The sequence below is a fragment of the Ruegeria sp. BF6 genome, from assembly GCF_056538665.1.
This window is the reverse complement of record NZ_JBQFTN010000001.1, coordinates 1315141-1338662: the sequence shown is the minus strand read 5'-3', so window position 1 is coordinate 1338662 and position 23522 is coordinate 1315141. Positions and strand designations below refer to the sequence as shown.

General features: G+C 59.4%; 22 protein-coding genes. 15 read left to right on the top strand and 7 right to left on the bottom strand.

What is annotated here, in order from left to right:
- The first annotated feature begins 68 nt into the window (after positions 1-68).
- From betI to ACR0IM_RS06725, 4 genes are all read left to right on the top strand, one after another.
- A complete protein-coding gene (betI, locus tag ACR0IM_RS06740; RefSeq protein WP_480590024.1) occupies positions 69-641 on the top strand; it encodes a choline-binding transcriptional repressor BetI in 573 nt (190 codons plus the stop codon).
- Positions 638-2146: a choline-sulfatase gene (betC, locus tag ACR0IM_RS06735; RefSeq protein ID WP_480590022.1), complete on the top strand. Its 1509-nt coding sequence runs from the start codon at positions 638-640 to the stop codon at positions 2144-2146. The genes betI and betC overlap by 4 nt, the downstream gene beginning before the upstream one ends.
- Positions 2147-2218: 72 nt before the next feature.
- Positions 2219-3877: a choline dehydrogenase gene (gene betA / locus ACR0IM_RS06730; protein WP_480681244.1), complete on the top strand. Its 1659-nt coding sequence runs from the start codon at positions 2219-2221 to the stop codon at positions 3875-3877.
- Positions 3878-3955: 78 nt separating this feature from the next.
- Entirely contained in the window at positions 3956-4195 is a 240-nt protein-coding gene (locus tag ACR0IM_RS06725) for an HP1242/YdcH family protein (protein ID WP_480590018.1), read from the top strand.
- Between the two features lie 74 nt (positions 4196-4269).
- On the opposite strand, the gene ACR0IM_RS06720 is transcribed toward ACR0IM_RS06725, so the two are convergent.
- Positions 4270-5667, bottom strand: coding sequence for a helix-turn-helix domain-containing protein (locus ACR0IM_RS06720; protein WP_480590016.1), 1398 nt, complete (start codon positions 5665-5667; stop codon positions 4270-4272).
- 65 nt (positions 5668-5732) lie between these two features.
- A complete protein-coding gene (locus ACR0IM_RS06715) occupies positions 5733-6938 on the bottom strand; it encodes a multidrug effflux MFS transporter (RefSeq protein ID WP_480590014.1) in 1206 nt (401 codons plus the stop codon).
- Positions 6939-7121: 183 nt separating this feature from the next.
- On the opposite strand from ACR0IM_RS06715, the gene ACR0IM_RS06710 reads away from it, so the two are divergent.
- The 3 genes from ACR0IM_RS06710 to ACR0IM_RS06700 all read left to right on the top strand — a co-directional run bounded on the left by ACR0IM_RS06710 (position 7122) and on the right by ACR0IM_RS06700 (position 9724).
- The gene (locus tag ACR0IM_RS06710; protein ID WP_480681243.1) at positions 7122-8654 is read left to right on the top strand and encodes an acyl-CoA carboxylase subunit beta; all 1533 of its coding nucleotides are present in this window, start codon (positions 7122-7124) and stop codon (positions 8652-8654) included.
- Between the two features lie 205 nt (positions 8655-8859).
- Complete coding sequence (locus ACR0IM_RS06705) at positions 8860-9237, top strand: DUF6497 family protein (RefSeq protein WP_480681241.1); 378 nt, start codon at positions 8860-8862, stop codon at positions 9235-9237.
- Positions 9238-9370: 133 nt separating this feature from the next.
- Positions 9371-9724 carry a hypothetical protein gene (locus tag ACR0IM_RS06700; protein WP_480590008.1) on the top strand — a complete coding sequence of 118 codons (354 nt, stop codon included), beginning with the start codon at positions 9371-9373 and terminating at the stop codon, positions 9722-9724.
- A gap of 87 nt (positions 9725-9811) precedes the next feature.
- Here ACR0IM_RS06700 and ACR0IM_RS06695 read toward each other — a convergent pair whose 3' ends face one another.
- The gene (locus tag ACR0IM_RS06695) at positions 9812-10963 is read right to left on the bottom strand and encodes a DcaP family trimeric outer membrane transporter (protein ID WP_480681240.1); all 1152 of its coding nucleotides are present in this window, start codon (positions 10961-10963) and stop codon (positions 9812-9814) included.
- 650 nt (positions 10964-11613) lie between these two features.
- Between ACR0IM_RS06695 and ACR0IM_RS06690 the strand changes: the two genes are divergently transcribed.
- Positions 11614-11817: a hypothetical protein gene (locus ACR0IM_RS06690; protein WP_480590004.1), complete on the top strand. Its 204-nt coding sequence runs from the start codon at positions 11614-11616 to the stop codon at positions 11815-11817.
- A gap of 114 nt (positions 11818-11931) precedes the next feature.
- Entirely contained in the window at positions 11932-13977 is a 2046-nt protein-coding gene (locus ACR0IM_RS06685; protein WP_480681239.1) for an acetyl-CoA carboxylase biotin carboxylase subunit, read from the top strand.
- 76 nt (positions 13978-14053) lie between these two features.
- On the opposite strand, the gene ACR0IM_RS06680 is transcribed toward ACR0IM_RS06685, so the two are convergent.
- Positions 14054-14500 (bottom strand): DUF4174 domain-containing protein, encoded by a 447-nt coding sequence (locus tag ACR0IM_RS06680; protein WP_480590000.1) that lies wholly within the window; start codon positions 14498-14500, stop codon positions 14054-14056.
- Between the two features lie 168 nt (positions 14501-14668).
- Here ACR0IM_RS06680 and scpA point away from each other — a divergent pair, with 168 nt between their 5' ends.
- The 6 genes from scpA to ACR0IM_RS06650 all read left to right on the top strand — a co-directional run bounded on the left by scpA (position 14669) and on the right by ACR0IM_RS06650 (position 20111).
- Complete coding sequence (gene scpA / locus ACR0IM_RS06675) at positions 14669-16795, top strand: methylmalonyl-CoA mutase (RefSeq protein ID WP_480589998.1); 2127 nt, start codon at positions 14669-14671, stop codon at positions 16793-16795.
- Positions 16796-16901: 106 nt separating this feature from the next.
- Entirely contained in the window at positions 16902-17504 is a 603-nt protein-coding gene (locus tag ACR0IM_RS06670; RefSeq protein ID WP_480640938.1) for a VOC family protein, read from the top strand.
- Positions 17501-17992: an N-acetyltransferase family protein gene (locus ACR0IM_RS06665; protein WP_480640937.1), complete on the top strand. Its 492-nt coding sequence runs from the start codon at positions 17501-17503 to the stop codon at positions 17990-17992. The genes ACR0IM_RS06670 and ACR0IM_RS06665 overlap by 4 nt, the downstream gene beginning before the upstream one ends.
- Before the next feature lie 42 nt (positions 17993-18034).
- Positions 18035-18715: a TerB family tellurite resistance protein gene (locus tag ACR0IM_RS06660; protein WP_480589993.1), complete on the top strand. Its 681-nt coding sequence runs from the start codon at positions 18035-18037 to the stop codon at positions 18713-18715.
- 5 nt (positions 18716-18720) lie between these two features.
- The gene (locus ACR0IM_RS06655; protein WP_480589991.1) at positions 18721-19698 is read left to right on the top strand and encodes an endonuclease/exonuclease/phosphatase family protein; all 978 of its coding nucleotides are present in this window, start codon (positions 18721-18723) and stop codon (positions 19696-19698) included.
- Positions 19699-19736: 38 nt separating this feature from the next.
- Entirely contained in the window at positions 19737-20111 is a 375-nt protein-coding gene (locus tag ACR0IM_RS06650) for a hypothetical protein (protein ID WP_480589989.1), read from the top strand.
- A 3-nt stretch (positions 20112-20114) separates the two neighbouring features.
- Here the strand turns inward: ACR0IM_RS06650 and ACR0IM_RS06645 are convergent, their stop codons facing one another.
- From ACR0IM_RS06645 to ACR0IM_RS06635, 3 genes are read right to left on the bottom strand one after another with little or no spacing between them, the layout of a single operon-like run.
- Positions 20115-21659 carry a Ppx/GppA family phosphatase gene (locus tag ACR0IM_RS06645; protein ID WP_480681448.1) on the bottom strand — a complete coding sequence of 515 codons (1545 nt, stop codon included), beginning with the start codon at positions 21657-21659 and terminating at the stop codon, positions 20115-20117.
- Positions 21660-21708: 49 nt separating this feature from the next.
- A complete protein-coding gene (locus ACR0IM_RS06640) occupies positions 21709-22398 on the bottom strand; it encodes an HdaA/DnaA family protein (RefSeq protein ID WP_480640936.1) in 690 nt (229 codons plus the stop codon).
- Positions 22399-23472 (bottom strand): AI-2E family transporter, encoded by a 1074-nt coding sequence (locus ACR0IM_RS06635; protein WP_480640935.1) that lies wholly within the window; start codon positions 23470-23472, stop codon positions 22399-22401.
- Positions 23473-23522: the final 50 nt, after the last annotated feature.

Here is a 23522-nt window from a genome sequence, read left to right as displayed (position 1 = left end):
GTTATTAATTGACGAGTCAATAAAAACCCCGTAGCGTTTTCCCCACTTAACGTTGGGAGAGGACAGCTATGCCGAAACTCGGAATGGAGCCAATCCGTCGCGACGCTATCGTTCGCGCGACAATTGCCGAGCTTGGGTCGAAGAAGTCCCTTGACGTGACCGTCAGCCAAATCGCCAAGCGGGCCGGAATGTCCAGCGCCCTGGCGCATCACTATTTTGGCGGCAAGGATCAGATTTTTCTGGCCGCGATGCGACGCATCCTGTCTGATTTTGGTGCCGAGACCCGGGGCGAGCTAAAAACTGCTGCGCCGAAGGAGCGGGCGCAGGCCATCATCCGCGCCTCCTTTGCACCATCCTGTTTTACGCCTGATGTTATCGCCGCGTGGATGACGTTTTACGTTCTGGCTCAGACAAACGACGAAGCCCTGCGTCTATGGCAGATTTATCAGTCGCGTATTCGGTCCAATCTGATTGACGCCCTGCGCCCATTGATGAAGGACCCGGTCGAAGCGGCCGAGAATATGATCGCTCTGATCGACGGGTTGTATATTCGCGCCGCGCTCAGCGCGCCTGAAGACCCCCAACTGGCCGTGCAACACGCGATGCGTGTTCTCAACACTCTGCTCGAGGCTGAAAAATGACAAAACCTAACATTCTGATCCTGATGGTGGATCAGCTCAACGGAACCCTCTTTCCCGACGGTCCCGCAGACTGGCTGCATGCTCCGAACCTGAAGAAACTGGCCGAGAGATCGACACGGTTTGCCAACACCTACACGGCCTCGCCGTTATGTGCGCCCGGGCGGGCTAGCTTCATGTCCGGCCAGTTGCCCTCACGCACCGGCGTTTATGACAACGCCGCTGAGTTCAACAGTGACATCCCCACCTATGCGCACCACCTGCGTCGCGCAGGCTATTACACCTGCCTGTCGGGTAAGATGCATTTCGTCGGCCCTGATCAGCTACACGGGTTCGAAGACCGCCTGACCACCGACATCTACCCCGCCGACTTTGGCTGGACTCCCGATTACCGCAAGCCGGGTGAGCGGATCGACTGGTGGTATCACAACATGGGTTCGGTGACTGGCGCGGGTGTGGCAGAAATCTCGAACCAGATGGAGTACGACGACGAGGTTGCCTATCACGCCAAAGCCAAGCTCTATGATCTGGCGCGTGGCAATGATGACCGCCCGTGGTGTGTGACTGTCAGCTTTACCCATCCGCACGACCCCTACGTTGCGCGCCGGAAATACTGGGACCTCTATGAGGATTGCGAACACTTGCTGCCCGAGGTCGCAGACCTGGGTTATGACAACCAGGACCCGCATTCCAAACGCATCTTCGACGCCAACGACTGGCGCAGTTTCGACATCACTGAGGAAGATATCCGCAAGTCCCGCCGCGCGTATTTCGCCAACATCTCGTATCTGGACGACAAGATCGGCGAGATTCTCGAGGTGTTGGAAACCACGCGGCAGGAAGCGATCATCCTCTTCGTTTCGGATCACGGCGATATGCTGGGCGAGCGCGGCCTGTGGTTCAAGATGACCTTCTTCGAAGGCTCGTCGCGCGTGCCGCTGATGATCTCGGCACCGGGTATGCCTGCAGGGCGTATCGACACGCCGGTTTCGACGATTGACGTGACACCTACTTTGGGCGCGCTGGCGGGCGTGGACATGGCCGAGATAGCGCCGTGGACTGATGGTGAAGACCTAGTGCCTTTGGCGCAAGGTGGTGGGCGGACCACGCCGGTGGCGATGGAATACGCAGCCGAGGCGTCCTACGCCCCGCTGGTTTCGCTGCGCTATGACAAGTGGAAGTACAACCGTTGTGCGCTGGACCCCGATCAGTTGTTTGATCTTGAGGCCGACCCGCTGGAACAGGTGAACCTCGCCGAAGACCCCGCGCATGCCGGAACGCTGGAATCGCTGCGTGCGAAATCCGAGGCCCGCTGGGATTTGGATCAGTTCGACGCAGAAATAAGGGCCAGCCAGGCCCGTCGCTGGGTCGTGTACGAGGCGTTGCGGCAGGGTGGTTACTACCCGTGGGACTACCAGCCGCTGCAGAAAGCGTCCGAACGCTACATGCGCAATCATATGGATCTGAACACCGTCGAGGAAAGCCAGCGCTTCCCGCGCGGCGAATAACCTCTTCGTTTTTGAGAATTACTCCTGCCGAACAGTTCCAAACGTGGTTCGGCGGGCTATGGAGACCTGAATATGGAAGCAGATTTCGTCATCGTTGGCGCAGGGTCCGCAGGCTGCGCGATGGCTTACCGCCTGAGCGAGGCCGGGGCCTCAGTTCTGGTGATCGAACATGGCGGCACCGACGCTGGACCGTTCATCCAGATGCCCGCTGCGCTGAGCTATCCGATGAACATGGCGCGGTATGACTGGGGTTATGAGTCTGAGCCCGAACCGCATCTGAACAACCGCCGTCTGGCTTGCCCACGCGGCAAGGTGATCGGTGGGTCGTCCTCGATCAACGGTATGGTTTATGTGCGCGGCCACGCGCGCGACTTTGATACCTGGTCTGAAATGGGCGCGGATGGCTGGTCTTACGCCGATGTTCTTCCGTACTACAAGCGCATGGAGACCTGGCATGATGGCGGCCATGGCGGAGATCCCGAATGGCGCGGTAAAGACGGCCCGCTGCACGTATCACGCGGCCCGCGTGAGAACCCTCTGTTTAAGGCGTTTGTCGATGCGGGCCAGCAGGCGGGGTATGAGGTCACCGGCGACTATAACGGTGAAAAGCAAGAAGGCTTTGGCCCGATGGAGCAGACCGTCTGGAAAGGGCGGCGCTGGTCGGCGGCAAATGCTTATCTAAAGCCCGCCCTCAAGCGTGACAATTGCGAAGTCGTGCGCGGCTTGGCGTCTCGGGTCGTGATGGAGGGTGGCCGTGCGACAGGCGTTGAGTTGATCCGTGGCGGCAAAAAGGAAGTCATCCGTGCCCGGCGCGAGGTGGTTCTGGCCGCGTCCTCGATCAACTCACCCAAGTTGCTGATGCTGTCGGGGATCGGTCCGGCAGCGCATCTGGCCGACCACGGGATCGAAGCTGTCGCGGATCGTCCCGGTGTGGGCGCGAACCTGCAGGACCATCTGGAGCTTTACATCCAGCAGGCCTCGCTGCAGCCGATCACGCTGTATAAGCATTGGAACTTGGTCAGCAAAGGTCTGATCGGGGCGCAGTGGCTGTTCACCAAGACCGGCCTTGGTGCGTCGAACCAGTTCGAAAGCGCGGCCTTCATCCGTTCGAACCCGGGTGTCGAGTATCCGGATATCCAGTATCACTTCCTGCCCATAGCTGTGCGTTACGATGGCCAGGCCGCGGCGGAAGGGCACGGGTTCCAGGCGCATGTGGGGCCGATGCGCTCGCCATCGCGCGGGGCGGTTACGCTGCGTTCGGACAACCCTGAGGACGCACCGGAGATCCGGTTCAACTACATGAGCCACGAGCAAGATTGGGAGGATTTCCGCAAGTGTATCCGTCTGACCCGCGAGATTTTCGGGCAGGATGCGTTCAAACCCTATGCTGGAAAGGAAATCCAACCGGGAACGGACGTGCAGAGCGATGAAGAACTGAACGGGTTCATCGCCGAACATGCCGAAAGCGCCTATCACCCCTGCGGCACCTGTCGTATGGGGCGGGCCGATGACAAAAACGCGGTTGTTGATGCAGAGGGTCGGGTGATTGGTGTAGACGGGCTGCGGGTCGCCGATAGCTCGATCTTTCCGCAAATCACCAACGGCAACCTCAACGCGCCGTCGATCATGGTGGGCGAGAAGATGTCGGATCACCTGCTGGGTAAAGAAGCCTTGCCAAAGGCCAATGATCGCCCGTGGATTCACCCGGCATGGGCGACTGCCCAGCGGTGATTTGATCCGCGTCAAAGCGGGGTGTGGGAAACATGTCTAGACCTGAATCGCAACGACATATTTTAGGAGCGAACAGGAATGTCCCACACCCCGCATGAACTGGCCGAAGAGTTTCCGGAAAAAGTCGAACTGATGAGCCAGCTCAAGCAATCGGATGCACATTTTGCCCGCCTGGCGGATGAGTATCACGAAGTTAACCGCGTCGTACACCGCGCGGAAACCAACATCGAACCGATGGAAGATCTGGCCGAAGGCGAGCTGCGCAAGAAGCGCGCTGCACTTAAAGATGAGATCTGGTCGATCCTGTCCAAGGCTTAAGACCCAAGGGCGGGGGCTCTGCCCCCGTCGCGACGGACTGCGGCTTCCCCGGGGCATTTTCCGGCCGGATATAGTCAGGTGACTTCGTAGGGCAGGGTGCCGCGGGTATGGGCGTCAATGGACAGGCGGCGTTCCAGAGGCGGGACCGAGCGTTGGTGGCAGTTTTGCCGCTCGCAGATACGGCAGGAAATGCCAATGGGTTCATAAGCGCTTGCGTTGGTGATATCGAGGTTATCAGCGTAGACCAGCGCCTCGGCGTGACGGACTTCGCACCCTAGGGCGATGGCATAGCGGCGCACGGGCGCGCCGTAAGAACCGCCTGATTTCGACACATCCCTTGCCAATGAGATATAGCGGACACCATCCGGTGTTTCTGCCAGTTGCCGCAGGAAGTGGCCGGGTGTTTCAAAAGCACGGTGGACGTTCCAAAGGGGGCAGGCGCCGCCGAACCGGGCAAATTGCAGGCGCGTGGCCGAGTGGCGCTTGGTGATGGTCCCGGCCTGATCGACGCGCACAAAAAAGAATGGGATGCCCTTGGCGCCGGGACGCTGCAGTGTCGAAAGCCGGTGCGCCACCTGTTCAATGGATGCTCCGAATCGATTGCTGAGAAGTTCGAGATCGTGGCGGTACTCCTGCGCGGCGGTCAGAAACGCATCATAGGGCATCAGCGAGGCCCCAGCGAAATAGTTGGCCAGGCCGATTTTGGCGATGGCCCGGGCCTCGTCGCTTTGGAACTTGGCGAAGTCCAGCGTCGCGTCGAGCAGCTTGTCCTGGCTGATCAGCGCCACCTGCAGCAGCAGTTGAAACACCTGTGTTTGCGGTGCTGTTCGGGATGAGAGCTGCAACGTTTTGCTGTCAGCATCGTATTTCCGGGTCTCGGAAATATGCACGAACTGTACCCGAATGCCGCGCTCACCGAGGCTGTTGATCGCTGCGGCGCGAATACCGCCGGCTTCTTCGGCGCGGGTTGAAAACCGCTCGGCGGCGCGATCGACAGCGTCGATATAGTTGTCGCAGTAATGGAAAAAATCGCGCACTTCCTCCCACGGGCTGGCCTGAATTTGCGCGTCTTCACGGCCCAGGGCCTCGTCCAGAGAGGCAAGCCGTTCGTGAGTTTGGCGATAGGTTCTGTGCAAGGCGATGAATGCACGGGCCAGAGCGGGGGCGTTTGAGGCAGTGAGGCGTAGATCGGCCAGCGGGGGCATGTCGTCGAACACCGGGTCAGCCAGCGCCTCTCGCATGTCCGAGACCAGACGCTCACTGTCGCCGGTGCTCAGTTCGGTCACATCCATGCCGAATTCCTGCGCCAGCGCCAGAACAACCGTGGTCGAGATCGGACGGTTGTTGTTTTCCATCTGGTTTAGGTAGGGCAGAGAAACGCCCAGTTTTGTGGCGAATTCTTTCTGCGTCAGGGTCAGGCGCGTGCGCATTTCGCGCAGTTTCGCGCCAGCATAAAGCTTTTGGGTGGCCATGGCGTGCCTTTGCAACTTTTCTGTTGTCGCAGGCTAACTTTGCAAACCGATCGGTGCAAGCCGTGTTACAGGCCCAATTTCCGTTCGCGGCGGATGACCGAAACAATGGCGCAGATTGCCAAAACGGATGTCGCCAGCATCAGCCAAAGCAGTGGCATCGCTCCGGTTTCGTGGGTCAGGAGGGTTCCAGCCAGGGCGCTGAGACCAGCACCGCCGCCCAGCATGATCGCGCCACTCAGTCCCGAAGCGGTGGCGGCAAGATGAGGGCGTACCGACAATGCGCCTGAAGTGGCATTGGGAATTGTCATGCCGTTTCCGATCCCCACAAAGGTCATGAAGCCAAAAAAGCTGAGTGCCGTTCCAAAGCCAGCCAGAAACAGGATGGCTGACAGAGCGACGCCGATTGCGTTCAGCAAACACCCCCAAAACACCATCCGGTTGACGCCAAAGCGGGTCGAATAGCGCCCGCTGACGAAATTGCCGAAGAAATACCCAATCGCTGGCGCGCCGAAATAGATGCCGACCAGCGCGGCGCTGAGGCCAAATAGTTCGGTGCCGATAAAGGGGGCCCCGCCCAGATAGGCAAAGAATGCGCCAGAGGAGAGGGCGGACGACAGCGAATAGCCCCAGAACCGGGGGGAGCGCAGCAATTCCGGGTATTCGCGGAACTGCTGTATCAGCGTTTTGCCGCTCTTGGCCGAGGTTTCGCCAAAGTCGACATAGGTCAGCGCCAGTGTCATTACACCTAATGCAAAGGGAAGCCAGAAATTGGCCTTCCAACCAAAGCTCTCTTCCAGCAGACCACCAATCGCCGGACCAATCATGGGCACAACCGCCATGCCCATCGTGACATAGCCTATCATTGAGGCTGCTTGATCCTGATCGTACAGGTCGCGCACCGCCGCCCGGCTGAGCACCATGCCGACGACCACGATGGCCTGGCACATCCGGAAGGCCAGAAAAACTTCGATGCTCGGGGCGAAGATGCAGCCCAGAGTTGCGATCAGAAACAATGCCAGCCCCCACAGCATGACGGGCCGGCGCCCGGCCTTATCCGCGATCGGGCCGATCAGGATCTGCAATATCGCATTGACCAGAAGGTACAGCGCAATCGACAACTGCATCACCTTGTAGTCGGCCTGAAAATGTATCGCCATGTTCGGCAGGCTGGGCAGGAACAGGTTCAGGCTGAGCGCGGACAGCCCAGAAAGCAAAACCAGCGTTGAGATCGTGGGGGGCGAGCGGTGCGCCCGGGAAGAACTAAACTGCATGGTTCACATGTATAGTGACCGTTTCAGGGAATGCTATCCAAGACTGCGTCTCACTGTGAAACTTAGCAAATTTACAGTTTTCCATAAGTTTGTTGCGGTAACTTTGCAAATTTGCCGAAAGATGCTTTGGACCTGAAGCGTATGCGTATAGTGTCGCGCGAAATCTCACAGGGAATGAGCGCCATGAAAGATATCCTTACCGAGCTTGAAGACCGCCGCAACGATGCCCGGCTGGGCGGCGGACAAAAGCGTATCGACGCGCAGCATGGGCGTGGCAAGCTGACCGCGCGCGAGCGGATCGAACTGCTGCTGGACGAAGGCAGCTTTGAAGAGTTCGACATGTTCGTCAGCCACCGCTGTACCGATTTCGGGATGGAAAAACAAAAGACTGCGGGCGATGGCGTGGTCACCGGATGGGGCACGATCAATGGCCGAATGGTCTATGTGTTCAGTCAGGACTTCACGGTGTTTGGTGGTTCGCTGTCGGAAACCCACGCGCAGAAGATCTGCAAGATCATGGATATGGCGATCCAGAACGGTGCGCCGGTGATTGGAATCAACGACTCGGGCGGTGCGCGAATCCAGGAGGGCGTGGCCTCGCTGGCGGGCTATGCCGAAGTGTTCCAGCGCAACATCATGGCCTCGGGCGTGGTGCCGCAGATCAGTGTAATCACGGGCCCCTGTGCCGGTGGCGCGGTATACAGCCCGGCGATGACCGACTTTATCTTCATGGTCAAAGACACCTCCTACATGTTCGTGACCGGCCCTGACGTTGTGAAAACCGTCACCAACGAGGTCGTCACCGCCGAGGAATTGGGCGGTGCTTCGACCCACACCAAGAAGTCTTCGGTTGCTGATGGTGCGTTTGAAAACGACGTCGAGGCGATGGCCGAAGTGCGCCGCCTGGTCGACTTCCTGCCGCTCAACAACCGCGAGAAACCTCCGGTGCGCCCGTTCTTTGACAGCCCGGAGCGGATCGAGACCTCGCTGGACACGCTGATACCCGACAATCCGAACACACCCTATGATATGAAAGAACTCATCACCAAAGTGGCGGATGAGGGCGACTTCTACGAAATCCAGGAGGATTTCGCCAAGAACATCATCACCGGTTTTATCCGTCTGGAAGGGCAGACCGTAGGTGTCGTAGCCAACCAGCCGATGATTCTGGCTGGCTGTCTGGACATCGACAGCTCGCGCAAGGCGGCACGGTTCGTGCGCTTCTGCGACTGTTTCGAGATTCCGATCCTGACGCTGGTAGACGTGCCGGGCTTCCTGCCGGGCACCTCGCAGGAATATGGTGGTGTGATCAAGCACGGTGCCAAGCTGCTGTTCGCCTATGGTGAAGCGACCGTCCCGAAAGTCACCGTGATCACTCGCAAAGCCTATGGTGGTGCCTATGACGTTATGGCCTCCAAGCATCTGCGCGGCGATTTCAACTATGCCTGGCCCACGGCCGAGATCGCGGTGATGGGCGCCAAGGGCGCGACCGAGATTATTCATCGTGCCGATCTGGGCGATGCTGAGAAGATCGCGCAGCACACGCAGGATTACGAGAACCGGTTCGCCAACCCCTTTGTCGCCGCCGAACGTGGCTTCATCGACGAGGTGATCATGCCGCAATCCACCCGCCGCCGCGTGTCCCGTGCGTTTGCCAGCCTGCGCAACAAGCAGCTGAAAAACCCGTGGAAAAAGCACGACAATATCCCGTTGTAAGGGGTGTCCAAACGAACCACCTGCCGGGGGCCACTCCGTCGGCGGATCATGGCGTAACTGTCGAGCGGAAGTTTGACTTTGAGACCAATGCTGATAGATGACTGACCTTATCAGACATAGAAAAGCGCGGGCCACAAGCCATGCGCGCGCGACCCCGGAGAGAGGAGCCCGCGTCAATCGGGGCTGGGGTCGCGCCTTAATTCTGATGTGTCTCGGATGGTCATCTACCGCTGTTGCGCAGCCCGAAAGCCTGTTGCCGGTTCCGTCGGGTCAACCCGTGCATCTGAGCGATGTTCTGCTGGACAACACCCCGGGCGAGCTGTGGGTCAGGTTCCGTTTTGTGGCGCCCAAGATCGGCTACACCGCTGGGCGAATTGGCTATGACGTCGCTTCGAACGACATGGAACACTTGTGCCAAACCCTAGCGGTTGCCTATTTGGCGCACCATGAGCTTGATCCGGCGCGTGTCGTGATTTCGTTGTCTGACCGGCCTGTCGAATTCGGGCGATCCGCGCCTGACGCCACGCAGTTTTTTGAAGCCTATCGGTTGGAGCAATCCCAATGTATCTGGGAGGCGCTCTGACCATGAAATCCCGTTTTCTTCACCTCAGAGCGTTTCTGAATACCAATGCGGCTTTGGAGGTGCGCGATATGATCCCGTCTGCATTTAAGGGCGATTCTGTTTCTCTACTCTCAGTGAATAGCGAGGTGCCGGTATGCTGAAGCACCGCGGTTTTCCCGGGCGCCTTCCGGGGACGGATTTTCAATTCACCATTCGCCGCGCGAACCCCAAAGGGGTCACGCCGATTACGCGACGCGAGCGGTTCCGTGATCGCAAACCGGCAGACCGTCGTGCGGATGCCGCCTTCATGGAAGCGCTGTGGCAGAACTTCGGGGATCAGCCTTTCGAGCGTGGCAATCTGGACGCCGGCCGCCTGAGCTGGCTGTTCGAGCGCGAAGTGATCCCGGCCGAAGACCCGTTTGATCCGGCCAACTATGACGCCTTGCTGATCATTGATGTGGACGCGGCGCGGATGTCGTTCCCCGATGTCTTCGACGGGGTGCGCTGAACCGTGCAGGCCACTGTCGCGCATATCCATCCGGGGGCACCTTCGGAAAAAACCCTGCCCGGTTGCGGGCAGGGCGGTTCAGTGCGTTCAGAAATTCAGCTGCGCGGCGACCTGAATACGGTTGCCGTCAAAGGTCCGGCCCGTGGGTTCGTCGTTCCGCTCACCATAGATGTACTCGGCGCTCAGCGTCAGGTTCTCGGTGGCCTGATAGAAAGCGTTGACGTGGATCGTCTCCAACTCGGTGAAGGACAAAGTGCCGGTCGAGGTCGGCAGGTCATAGTCTTCCTTGCCGTAAGCGATGCCGACATTCCACTTTTCTCCCAGGTCCTGACGGAACTCGATGGTGTAGCCGTCCACGTCGTTGGCCTGACCGCCAACAACAGCATCACCAAGGCCGATCAGATAGGGGCCAAGGGCCTCTCCGTTGACATAGTTGACCTGAAACAGCCCGCCCTGCCACGGACGCACCGATCCGGACAGGGTAAAGCCGGTCTGGTCCACCTCGACGCCTCCGCCTTCGGCCTTGCCATAAAGGGCCGACGCGCGGGCGATATAGGTGCCGTCATTGTATTCCGCCGAGGCGGTCAGCACCGGATCATCCGAGTTCGACCCGCTGACGTTTTCTTCGACCGAAACGGCAAAAGACGTGTTGGTCCCGAAACTGTTGGTGTAGCGGACCTGTGGAACACGGGCGAAAGCGATGCCAACGGGTCCGTTGAATTCGACCGAGGTCGGATAGGTGTCCAGTGGCTGGAAGTTGGTCCAGTACTGGCCGATCAGCCAATTGTCCCCGATTCGGATATTGGCATGGCGCAATCGAAATTCGGCGGTGCCGTTCGAGGCAAAAAGGTCAACCTCCAGTTGGCCGCCGATGTCGCCAATGGCGCTGGGCGTGGTGGTAAGCAAACCGATCCGCGATTGGCGTACGGTGGCGCCGAAGGTGCCGTCGGTGGCTGCCGAGGGCTCACCGATGACGTTCACGAAGGCGGTGTCGCCCTGGTCGAACTCGAAGTCATAGAAGAAGTCGGCTTTTACATAGCCATAGACGTCCAAAGTGGTGTTGCCGATCCTGAATTCTCCGGGGGTGGTGCCCGGTCCTGTAGATTCCAGCGCTTCGATCCGGGCACGCAACGCATCCAGTTCAGCCTGAGTTTCAGCATCTTGGGCAAAGACCTGCGTACTGGTCACGCTAAGAGCATAGGCAGCGAGCAGGAATGCCTTTTTTCTCTTTATAATCATGTGGGTGTTCCCTTGTGTGCAGAAGTGCAAGGGCAAGGTTTCACGCAAATGTCAGCGTGGGAAATCACGAGAACGGGATGGGAATCGCGTTATTTCTCAAGAAGAATTGTGCGAGGGCTCAGTAGTTTTCACAGCCGGGTGAACAGATCGGTTAACCCTACGGCTGTGAACGGAGATTTGAAGCGGTGGCCGGTGCCAGGCCGTGATGCTGCACGTGCAGAAACGGGTGTCGATGGTGAGCTTTGTAACGCCAATGTGACTGTGCGGGCCACCGGTTTCGCGCACCCGATGGCGCAGCGTGTCGGCGCAAATTTGCGCGGGAATTCACCGTATGGGCGAATTCCAGCCGGAATCTCTCTTGGAAACAATACTTTGTTTGCGGCCTTGATTGTGCCGTGCAATGTGAATGAGCCGTGCGGCTCTACTTTGCCTGCGCCGCACAAGCACCTACTATTCCGTACCCCTTCCTTCCGCGGGCAGGTTTGTGAAACTCACAATACCTCGCCCGCGTTTTTCTTTGAGCGCTCTTTGCGCTTAAAGCGGCATAATTCTGCGCAAAATGCAGATTTGGGGGACCTGTTATTGAATAACAGCCCCCACTTACGCCATCAGCGCCCCGACGCATCAAGAAACCAAAAGGGGCAGAGCGTATGCGAATCTCAAAAATCATCCTTGCCGTGGCGACCTGTGCTGGGCTTGCGGCCTGTGGCGACTCGTTCGGCGAGCAGGCCTTGCTTGGCGGCGGCGCAGGGGCGCTGGGTTCGGCGGTCCTGGGTGCCGATCCGTTCGTCGGAGCGGCAGTCGGTGCCGCGGGCAACGTGCTTTACTGCAAGACGCAAAAGAACTGCTACTAACTTAAACTACGGGGCGCCCGTCGCCCCGACCGTCATCGCGCAACACGCCGTCGTGGGGTTCAAGCCCCGTGGCGGCGTTTTGCGTTTCCAGAACACCAAGACAAAGGACGTTCCATGTTCAATAAGATCCTGATCGCCAACAGGGGCGAGATCGCTTGCCGAGTCATCAAGACCGCTCGTAAAATGGGCATTGGCACTGTTGCCATTTACTCGGACGCGGACAGAAACGCGTTGCACGTGTCGATGGCGGATGAGGCCGTTCACATTGGGCCCCCACCCGCGAACCAGTCCTATATCGTGATCGACAAGGTGATGGACGCTATCCGCCAAAGCGGAGCGCAGGCCGTTCACCCCGGCTATGGTTTCCTGTCTGAAAACTCGAAATTCGCCGAGGCGCTGGAAGCCGAAGGTGTGGCGTTCGTCGGTCCTCCGGTCGGGGCTATCGAAAGCATGGGCGACAAGATCACCTCGAAGAAAATCGCACAGGATGCGGGGGTTTCGACGGTGCCTGGATATATGGGCCTGATCGAAGACGCTGATGAGGCCGTGAAAATCTCAAACGAAATAGGCTATCCGGTGATGATTAAGGCCAGCGCCGGTGGCGGTGGCAAAGGCATGCGGATCGCGTGGAACGATGACGAGGCGCGTGAGGGTTTCCAATCCTCCAAAAACGAGGCTGCGAACTCGTTCGGCGACGACCGGATCTTTATCGAGAAATTCGTGACCCAGCCGCGACACATCGAAATTCAGGTCCTGTGCGACAGCCATGGCAACGGCATCTATCTGGGCGAACGCGAATGCTCGATCCAGCGCCGTAATCAGAAAGTGGTGGAAGAGGCCCCGTCGCCTTTCCTCGACCCCGAAACCCGCAAGGCGATGGGGGAACAGGCTGTGGCTCTGGCCAAGGCCGTGAACTATGCCAGCGCCGGCACGGTTGAGTTCATCGTCGATGGCGACAAGAACTTCTACTTTCTCGAAATGAACACCCGCCTGCAGGTGGAACACCCGGTGACCGAGTTGATCACTGGCGTCGATCTGGTCGAACAGATGATCCGCGTGGCCGCCGGTGAGAAGCTGACGATCACTCAGGATGACGTGACTCTGACCGGTTGGGCGATTGAAAACCGTCTGTATGCCGAAGATCCGTATCGCGGCTTCCTGCCGTCGATTGGACGACTGACCCGCTATCGTCCGCCGCAGGAAACGGCTGCTGGTCCGATGTTGGTGAACGGAAAATGGCAGGGCGACGCGCCTGAAGGTGAGGCTGCGGTGCGTAACGATACCGGCGTCTATGAAGGCGGCGAGATCAGCATGTATTATGACCCGATGATCGCCAAGCTGTGTACTTGGGCCCCGACCCGCGAACAGGCGATCGAGGCGATGCGCGTGGCGCTGGACAGTTTCGAGGTCGAAGGTATCGGCCACAACCTGCCGTTCCTGTCTGCCGTGATGGACCACCCGAAATTCGTCAGCGGTGACATGACCACCGCGTTTATTGCCGAGGAATACCCTGACGGTTTTGAAGGCGTTCAACTGTCTGCAGTTGATCTGCGCCGGATCGCGGCTTCCTGCGCGGCGATGTATCGTGTGGCCGAGATCCGCCGCACGCGTGTTTCGGGCCGCATGGACAACCACGAACGCAAGGTCGGCAAGCGCTGGAACGTGGCGCTGCAGGGGCAGGAGTTCGATGTCAAAGTCAAGGCCGACAAAGAGGGCGCGACCGTCAAGTTTTCCGACGGAGAAAGCTTGCGCGTTGTATCGGATTGGACCCCGGGCGATCAACTGGCCGTCGTGGATGTGGACGGAAGCCCGCTGGTCATGAAGGTCGGCAAAATCTCGGGCGGGTTCCGCATTCGCAACCGGGGCGCGGATCTGAAGGTGCATGTGCGCCGTCCGCATCAGGCCGCTCTGGCCAGGCTGATGCCTGAGAAACTGCCGCCCGATACCTCGAAAATGCTGCTCTGCCCGATGCCCGGCCTGATCGTAAAGATCGACGTCGAAGTGGGGCAGGAAGTGCAGGAAGGTCAGGCGTTGTGCACCGTTGAGGCGATGAAAATGGAGAACATCCTGCGCGCCGAGAAAAAGGGTACCGTCGCCAAGATCAACGCAGGCCCCGGCGACAGCCTCGCCGTGGACGATGTGATCATCGAGTTCGAATGATCATGACCGCGTTTTTGCCATATCGCACAGGGTCTCCGGCGTTTCGCGCCGGGGGCTTGGGGCGTAGCGAAGGCGCTCAGCCTCCCTCGCGCCGTTCGCGGATCTCGCGTTCACGCAGGGGTGTCTTGTCAATTGACCGGCCGATCTCGCGCACGCTCCATGGGGACGGTTTACGCAGTTTGACGACGCCGTCCTTGTCGACAAACACCATCTGGAACCCGCGTGGCCGCAATTGCGACCGGATCGGTGATCGCGCTGAAGGGTCGGTGTCGGTCAGTACGACCACGTCGCGGTCGCGCATGGCTGCTTCGCCCTCGACCAGCATGTCGATCTGTTGCTGGAACCGCGGGTCGGCGGGCGTGTCGGCGAATACCACGATGGGCCGATTAACCCAGAGGAACTCGCTGAGTTCGCTATCACCAGCAGAGCGGACGAATTCGTCCTCTGCCGGAGCAGACCCATCGGCAGCCATCGCGGCTAGCGGGAATAGTGCCGAGAAAACAAGGGCAAGCGTTCGTGTCATGGGGCCTCCTGTTGAAATGAATATAGCCTCTGTGCCCACGAATGCGACCGGTGAATTGCGCGAGGCGTTCAAAATCTTGCGTTTGAGCGCGACCGGATTGGGCGCCCAGAGCATCACATCGCGAAGGGAATGCTCTGTCGCGACCCGAATTGAGAAAAGGATATCGCTATGACCGATACGAAGGACTGGCAGGTGTTGGCCGAGAAAGAGCTGCGCGGTCGCCCTCTGGAAGACCTGACCAGAGAGACACTGGAAGGCATCGACGTCAAACCGCTCTATACGCAGGACGATACCGCCGACCTGCCACATATGGGGTCGCTGCCCGGCTTCGGGCCGTTCACCCGCGGGGTGAAGGCGACGATGTATGCCGGGCGTCCCTGGACGATTCGTCAGTATGCGGGATTTTCGACGGCCGAGGAATCGAACGCCTTCTACCGCCGGAACCTAGCTGCTGGTCAGCAGGGCGTTTCGGTGGCATTCGATCTGGCGACGCACCGTGGCTATGACAGTGACCACCCGCGCGTTGTGGGCGATGTTGGTAAGGCCGGTGTGGCCATCGACAGCGTCGAGGACATGAAGATCCTTTTTGACGGCATCCCGCTGGACAAGGTCTCGGTCTCGATGACGATGAACGGCGCGGTGATTCCGATCCTGGCGAGTTTCATCGTAGCGGGCGAAGAACAGGGGCATGACAAGTCGGTTCTGTCCGGCACTATTCAGAATGACATTCTGAAAGAGTTTATGGTCCGCAACACCTATATCTACCCGCCTGAGCCGTCGATGAAGATCATCTCGGACATCATCGAGTTCACCTCGAACGAGATGCCGAAATTCAACTCGATCTCGATCTCGGGCTATCACATGCAGGAGGCCGGGGCGAACCTGGTGCAGGAACTGGCCTATACGCTGGCTGATGGCCGCGAATATGTACGCGCCGCGACCGAGGCTGGAATGGACGTGGACAAGTTCGCAGGTCGTTTGTCCTTCTTTTTTGCCATCGGCATGAACTTTTTCATGGAGATCGCCAAGCTGCGTGCGGCCCGTACGTTGTGGCACCGGGTGATGACAGATTTCGGCGCGAAATCCGAGCGGTCCAAAATGCTGCGCACCCACTGCCAGACTTCGGGCGTGTCGCTGCAGGAACAAGACCCTTATAACAACGTGATCCGCACCGCCTATGAAGCAATGAGCGCGGTTCTGGGTGGTACTCAGTCGCTGCACACCAACGCTCTGGACGAGGCGATCGCGCTGCCAACTGATTTCTCGGCCCGCATCGCGCGGAACACGCAGTTGGTGCTGCAGGAAGAGACCGGCGTGACCGATGTGGTCGATCCGCTGGCAGGTTCTTACTATGTCGAAAGCCTGACCAGCGAACTGATCGAAAAGGCCTGGGCCCTGATGGAAGAGGTCGAAGAGATGGGTGGCATGACCAAGGCCGTCGCCTCGGGCATGCCCAAGCTGCGGATCGAGGAAAGCGCAGCGCGGCGTCAGGCCATGATCGATCGGGGCGACGAAGTGATCGTCGGCGTCAACAAGTACCGCAAGGAACAGGAAGACCCGATCGACATTCTGGACGTCGACAACGTAGCCGTGCGCGAAGCTCAGGTCGCGCGGTTGGAACGTATCCGCGCAACGCGGGACGAAGCAGCCTGCCAACAGGCATTGGACGCTCTGACCACCACTGCCCGCGAGGGTGGAAACCTGCTGGCCGCCGCCGTCGAGGCCGCCCGTGCCCGCGCATCCGTAGGAGAGATCAGCATGGCAATGGAAAAGGAATTCGGCCGTCACCGCGCCGAGGTGAAAACCCTGGCAGGAGTTTATGGTGCGGCCTACGAAGGCGACGAAGGTTTTGCCGCGATCCAGAAATCCATCGAAGATTTTGCCGAGGTGGAAGGTCGTCGCCCCCGCCTGTTGGTCGTCAAGATGGGGCAAGACGGCCACGATCGGGGCGCCAAAGTGATCGCCACCGCCTTTGCGGATATTGGCTTTGACGTGGACGTCGGACCTCTGTTCCAGACGCCAGCCGAAGCTGCGCAAGACGCCGTGGACAATGATGTGCACGTGGTAGGGATCTCTTCGCAGGCAGCGGGGCACAAGACGCTTGCGCCGCAGCTGGTCGAGGAACTCAAGAAGGCGGGTGCCGAGGATATCATCGTCATTTGCGGCGGTGTGATTCCGCAACAGGACTATCAGTTCCTCTATGACCACGGGGTCAAGGCGATCTTTGGGCCGGGCACTAATATCCCCGAAGCTGCGCAGGATATCCTGCGTCTGATTGCCGAAGCCAAGGGGTGAGCCCAACGAGGTTTTTCGACAAAAAATCTTGTGATCCGGCGTCTTTGACGGAAACATGCGACCAGGCCCTTCGTGGGTCTGGTCGCAATCTTTTGGGAGGATGCACGTGTTACTAGATCATCTGGCGGTGGCGGGTGAGACGCTGGAAGCTGCATCTGCACACATCGAAGGCGCTTTGGGTGTGTCACTGCAAGACGGCGGCAAGCACGACGCCTTTGGGACTCACAACCGTCTGTTAGGGTTGCGGGATGGGCTGTATCTGGAGGCCATCGCAATCGACCCACAGGCGCCCAGGATGGAACGCACACGGTGGTTCGACCTTGACCGGTTTGCAGGCGCGCCGCGCCTGAGCAACTGGATTTGCCGGGTTTCGGATATTGAAGCTTCCGTGTCCATGTTTCCTGATGGTGTGGGGCAGCCGATTGATCTGGCCCGTGGCGCGTTGAGGTGGAAAATGGCGGTGCCCCCGAACGGAAGGTTGCCGTTCGACAATCTGTTTCCCGCCCTGATTCAATGGCACGGCGATCTGCACCCGGCGCAGATGCTGCAGGACAGCGGGTGCCACCTTCGACGCCTTGTGGTCTTCCACCCCGATGCGCTGGATCTGGCCCGATTGCTGGGTGATTTGGAAAACGTGGTGTTTGACACCGGCCCCGCAGCGTTGCGGGCCGAGTTCGAAACGCCGCATGGCCCACGCGTGTTGGAATGATCATTAGAGCGGCGCAGGTTTCAGACGCCCCCTCAGTCGTTGCAATCACCAACGCGATCATTCGCGACACGCTGGTGACCTTCACCACCGATGAGCGCAGCGTGGATGCCATTGCCGCGGACATTAAAACCCGCGGTCCTGCCTATCTGGTGGCCGAATCGGATGGACAGGTTTTGGGCTTCGCCACTTACAGTTTGTTTCGTGACGGTCCGGGCTATGCGCATTGCCGCGAGCACACAATCCAGCTGGCCCCTGAGGCGCGCGGGCAGGGCGCAGGGCGGGCCTTGATGTCTTCGCTTGAGGGTGCGGCGCAGGCAGAGGGCGTGCACGTGTTGGTCGCCGGGATTTCCTCGGCCAACCCAGGGGCGGTCGCGTTTCACGCCGCGCTTGGGTACACGCAGGTGGGTCTCATGCTCGAGGTCGGGTGCAAATGGGGCAAACGGTTGGACCTTGTGCTGATGCAGAAAATTCTTTCGACTGACGAATAGGTTGCACCTGACAGTTGCGATTTGGGGCGCTAGGGTGCGCTCATGTCGATCTGGACTCGTATATCCGACGCGCTGAGCGCGCTTGCCCAAGGCGAAAGCCTGACGGCTGTTTTTGAGAAACTGCGCACGCCGCCCGAACGCTCGGTCGCATTTGCGATTGCCGTGATTGCGCTGGGCGCAAAGATGGCAAAGGCCGATGGTCAGGTGACGCGCGACGAGGTGACAGCCTTCCGCGACGTTTTCCAGATCGCGCGCGAAGACGAGGCCGGCGCGGCAAGAGTTTTCGACATGGCCCGAACGGATGTTGCTGGCTATCAGGACTATGCTCGCAAGATTGCCCGCATGTTCGCCGATGACAGCACCACCCTTTGCGATCTGATGGAGGGGCTGTTTCACATTGCCATGGCCGACGGGTTCTATCACCCCAACGAGAACGAGTTCCTGGAAGAGGTCAGCCGCATTTTCGGTCAGTCAGAGGCGCAGTTCCTCGCCCTGCGCGCGCGGTTTGTGCCCGACGCGCCCAAGGACCCTTACACGGTTCTGGGTGTGCCCCGAGACATGCCGCTGCCCGATATCCGTACGGTCTGGCGGCAATTGGTACGAGACACGCATCCCGACGCGATGATGGCGCGCGGTGTGCCCGAGGAAGCCATCCGTCTGGCCGAAAAGAAGATGATCGACATCAACCGCGCCTGGGACGAGATCAACGGCGCGCGGGCTTAACCGCGATGCGACTGGCGACCTACAATATCGAATGGTTCGCCAACCTGTTCGATCGCAACGACAATCTGGTCGTCGATGACAGCTGGTCCGGCCGCCACAACGTCACCAAAGCGCAGCAGGTCGAGGCCATCGCCAAGGTTCTGACGGCGGTCGACGCAGACGCGATCCTGATCGTCGAGGCACCGAACTCTGGCAAGACTCAGGACACCATCCGCGCGTTGCAGGGCTTTGCCGAGGCATTCGATCTGCGCACCTCGCACGCGATTATGGGATTTGCAAACGACACCCATCAGGAACTTGCCCTTCTTTACGACCCCAATGCGCTGACCGTGCGGCACGATCCGGTCGCGGGCGAAAGAGCGGCGCCGCGTTTCGACGGGGTGTTTCAAATCGACCTCGATATCGACGCCACCGAAGACCATGTGCGTTTTTCCAAGCCGCCGATGGAGTTGGCGGTGCAGATCCGGGCCGGGGCGCAGGTTCGGCTGATCGGAGCGCACCTGAAATCCAAGGCACCGCACGGCGCCGGATCGCGGGACGAGGCGATCCGAATCTCGATTGCGAATCGCAGAAAGCAACTGGCGCAGGCCGTTTGGCTGTCCCGTAGAGTAAGGACGCATATCGCGGAAGGAGAGCAGGTCATTCTTTTGGGGGATTTGAACGACGGGCCGGGGCTGGATGAGTTTGAGCATCTGTTCGGGCGGTCTTCGGTCGAGATTTTGCTGCAGGCCGGATTGTTCGATCCACACGCGAAAGGAGCGGGTCCGGCCCTGTCTACAGCCCGGTTTGCTCGCGAGGGCGGCCAATTCCTCGAGGCGCTGCTGGATTATATCATGGTCAGTGATAACCTACGCGCCCGGCGTCCTGCCTGGCGGATATGGCACCCGCTGAAGGACGCCGGCCTCCGCGCCTTGCCGGACCTGCAACAGGCACTGCTGACGGCATCCGACCATTTCCCGGTTACGCTGGATATCGACCTCTGACCTTTAATCATGGGGCATCACGGCTTATATTTCGGGTCATGAAACTTTTTTTTCCGATCTGCGCGGTAACAGCGGCTCTGGCATTGCCCGCCCATGCCGAGGAAGAAACCGGCAAATCTCTGATGGAGCAGGGCGCCGAGCTGTTTTTTGAGGGCCTGCGACAGGAAATGGAGCCCGCGCTGGATGACCTGCAAGGTCTGGTCACTCAATTCGGTCCGGCGATGCAATCGTTCTTTGAGCAGATGGGGCCTGCTTTGACGGAGCTGGCGGGTGAGATCGAGGATTGGAGCGCCTATGAAGCGCCCGAAATCTTGCCGAACGGAGACATCATCATCCGCAAGAAACCCGAGCAAGATCAACCCGTCCCCCCGGCAAACACCGAAGAGGAAACGGACGAGGGAACGGAAATCTGATCCTCAATCCCGGATGACTACGCGGGTGTTCGACCTCAGCGCGTTTGCCAGTGATGTCAGCCGCGCCTCGGCCACTTCGTTGAACAACGGGCGTGCTTCAGGTGGCAGCAGCAGGTCAAGCTGACGCTTTTTTGGAAAAAAGCGCAAAGTCCCCATAGGGGCGTCATTCTGCATCCAGAGCATGGCGCCAAAGCGCATGGCCTTGCCCAGAACCTCTGCCTGTTTCTGACCCTTCTCGTCCAGCAGCTTGTAAATCGGCTCGAACCTGTTGCCCTCGCGTTTGTTGCGATACCGGTGCTGCAGGGCGAGGCCGATGAAGACCCGTTCAGAGTGCTTCAGCCCGCCCAGATTGGCACGGGTGACATAGTCAAAACAGACTTCGGCCCGGTAATCGGGATGAGCGCGCCAACTGACGTCATGCAGCAAACAGGCCGCTTTGATCAGGCGCACGCGCGCCTCGGGGGCCGATTTGAAAAGTGGCATGACGAAATCGAACAAGTGCTTGCCGAAGCCCGGCAGGCGGGCGTCCTTGGCCTCGGAAAACCGGCTGGCCTCGATCAGTGGGTCGCAGTCGCGCAGGGATTGCGGCATTTGCTCGTAAAGCAACCCCTCGCGTATGCCATAGCTTGAGATCGCAATGTCTTTTGGTTTGAACGTCCGGATCAGACGCGCCAGCACATCCATCGCATAGGGGATCAGCGCCATACGGGAACTGGAAACACCGGCAAGGCTGCGCATTTCGTCCGGGTCGCCCTTTTCGATGAACTTGATGGTCTGGTGAACCTGCTTGGTGGTCATGCGGTATTCATGCAGTACGTTCAGCGGGTAACCCCGGCGCAGCATGTCCAGCCGGGCGAAGGCGCGCCAACTGCCGCCGACAAGGAACAGACGGTCACGTTGCCTGCCCATCTGGTTGCGCAACTCTTCCATGGTGGCCTTGATGTGGGCTTTACGCGCGCGCCGACCGCCCTTGATGTCACGCAGTTTCAGTGGACCCAGGGCAGAGGTCACACGGCGTCCCACGTCACCGGCACCGATCTCGGCCAGTTCCATGGACGAACCACCGATGTCGCAGATCAATCCATAGGCGCCGGGCCAGCCCAAAAGCACGCCCTGCGCTGACAGCCGCGCCTCTTCCTCACCATCAATGATCGAGACAGTCAGGCCCGTTTCTGATCTGACCTCATCGCAGAAGTCCGGCCCGTCTTTTGCCTCGCGCACGGCGGCGGTGGCGACAACATGTAGACCTGGAAGGCCCAGATCGTCGGACAGACGCCGGAACCGGCGCAGCGCGGCCAGTGCGCGCACCCGTCCGCGGGGATTCAGGCGGCCGGTCTCGGACAGACCCGCGCCCAGTTCGCACATGACTTTTTCGTTGTAGAAATAGGCCGGGGATCGCGCAGCGCCGTCAAAAATCACCATCCGGACAGAGTTTGAACCAACGTCGACCACACCCACACGCGACAGGGCGCGGGCTTCGGGGTTGTCAAACAATGGCTTACCGAAAGACCCCCAGTCCGGAATTTTGGTTTCGACGGTCTGATCCATGTCTTTTCCAAGTGTTCCGGTCACAGTTTGCGAAATCACCGGGTGTGGGTCAATTGTCTGGTTCGACATCGTTTCCGTCCGAATTCAATACTCTGACTGCCAGCGTGCGCGTTATTTCGCGCTTTTCCGAGAGGGCAATTTGATCCAGTCGCGCAACGACCTCGGCGGCGGTTTCAAAGCGACGGTCCATGTGCTTGACCAGATAGGCAATGACCTCGGGTCCCGGGTTAAGCTGTCGGTCGATGAACAGCTTGGCCAGAACAGCCCCCAGCAGCGCGTCGTCGGGCGGGTCGAGCGCCACGTGATGCGCGCCTTCGATACGGCTTTGCAGGTCGGGCAGCGGCAGTTGCCATAGCTTTGGGGTCAGTCGCCCGGTCATCAGCAGGGCGTGCCCCTCGGCCAAAACCAGGTTGTGCAGGTGGAACAGGGTTTTTTGTTGCTCGGGATCGTCCGCGATCATCGGCACGTCTTCGACCGCAACCGGGGTTTGGGCCAAGGCTGGCACGTCGTCATATCGCAGGTCGTGGGCCTGAATGATGCGCCCTCCGGTATCGGCCGCCCAGACATGAGCCAGATGCGTCTTGCCAGCCCCGGCCGGGCCGCTGAGCACCAGTTTGTTGCCGGGCCACGAGGTTGCTGAAATCATCGCAACGGCGAGTGCATTGGCAGGCGAGACAAAGAAATCTTCACGGCCCAGAGCGGTTTTGGCCGGCAGATCAAAGCTCAGTTGTCGGGGCATTTATTCGTCTTCCTGATTCAGCCCTTCAAGGCCGGTGTACAAACGGCTTTCCAGATAGAGCGAGGTCAGGAACCGGGCCACGACACCCAGCGCCGCAGCAACAGGCACAGCAACCAGCATACCCACAAAGCCGAACAATGCGCCGAACACCGACAATGCCAACAGCAGCCAGACAGGGTGCAGACCCACCGAGCTGCCGACCAGTTTGGGGGTCAGGAAATTGCCCTCGGTCACCTGACCCAAGGCAAAAATACCGGCGACCAGCCCGATATGAACCCAATCCCCCCAGAACTGGAAAAGCGCGAGACCAATCGCCAGCGTGCCGCCGATCAGGGCGCCCAGATAAGGGATGAAGGTGACCAATCCGGCAATGAACCCGACGATCAGGCCGAATTGCAGACCAACGATCATCAGCGCTACTGCGTAGTAAGTTCCAAGGATCAGACAGACTGTCCCCATGCCGCGCACGAACGAGGCCAGAACGTCATCGATCTCACCTGCCAGACGTTTGATCGTGGGGGCGTGGTCGCGGGGCAGAAGCTCTCCGATGCGGGCAATCATGCGGTCCCAGTCCATCAACAGGTAAACCGCCACGACAGGCGCGATCACCAGCAGAACGGCTACGTTGATGGCAGAGCCAAGCGATGCGACGACCGATTGCAGCAAATCGCCGGTTTTCGATTGCAGGGTTTCGCCGATTGAGACCAAAGCCTGATGCGAACTGGAATTGCTGTCCAGCAGCGACGGGAATCGCTTCTCGATAAAGCCGCGCAGCTCTTTGAACAGGCTGGGCAGGACCTCGACCAGATCGATCAGCTGGGTGATCAATGCCGGTACCACCATCAGAATCATCAGGACAAAGCCCAAAACGCCGACAATGGTGATGATCCCGGTTGCCGCCATGCGCGACAGACCCAGATTTTCCAGACGGTCTGCAACTGGATCAAGGAAATAGGCGATCGCTCCGCCGATGACGAAGGGCAGCAAAACGTCACCAAGTGCCCACATCAGCAGCACAAATACCGCAGCGGCAACCCCCCAGTACCTGAGCTGATCTTTCACCGGCAAAGCCATGGCTGTCCCCTTGTTGTCGGCTCTTGCAGGTGTTCTTCGCTTATGCAGCG